Origin of the sequence: Xanthomonas sp. SHU 308 (assembly GCF_000364645.1) — a bacterium.
GTDB lineage: Bacteria > Pseudomonadota > Gammaproteobacteria > Xanthomonadales > Xanthomonadaceae > Xanthomonas_A > Xanthomonas_A sontii.
In genome coordinates this window covers 1-570 of record NZ_AQOK01000582.1, presented here as the reverse complement: position 1 = coordinate 570, position 570 = coordinate 1, and the positions used below count along the sequence as shown (strand labels likewise).

Annotated in this window: 1 pseudogene; it reads right to left on the bottom strand. The window is 75.4% G+C overall.

Annotation, left to right across the window (positions count from 1 at the left end):
* Positions 1-570, bottom strand: a pseudogene (locus D588_RS25125) (ATP-dependent DNA helicase); the annotation flags it as partial.

Here is a 570-nt window from a genome sequence, read left to right as displayed (position 1 = left end):
GCCGCCGGCGCCGGGGCGCAACCGCGTCCACAGCGTGCGGCCGGCACTGCAGGCCTCGTCCAGCCAGGCCGGGCGGTAGTCGCGCACCCGCGCCGGCAACAGTTCCGCCTCCCACAGCGGCGCCGCGGCCTCCACGCCCTCCAGTTGCGCCAGCACCGCGGCCAGCGCTTCGGCGCCCTCCACCTGGCCCTGTGCGTCCAGATGCTGCCAACGGAACAGGAAGCGCGCGTAGTCGCGCGGCGCCACCGGCTCGATCTCGCGGCGCAGGCGGCCAAGGGTGTAGCGGTGGATGCGTGCCAGCAGGTGCCGCTCGCACCACTCCTCGGCATCGGCGTCGGCACTGAACCGACCACCGAGCACATAGCCGTCCTGCTGCAGCGCAAGCAGCCCGGCTTGCACCTCGCGCAGCGGCAGGTGCAGCGGCGCGGCCAGCGTGGCCGCAGTGACCGGCCCCAGGCCTGCCAGCCGGCAGCGCAGCAACTCGCGCAGCGCGCTGTCGCGGTCCCAGTCGGCCACCGCGTAGCCCTCGGGACTGGCGATGGCCGGCCGCGCGCTGGCCTGCGGGTACAG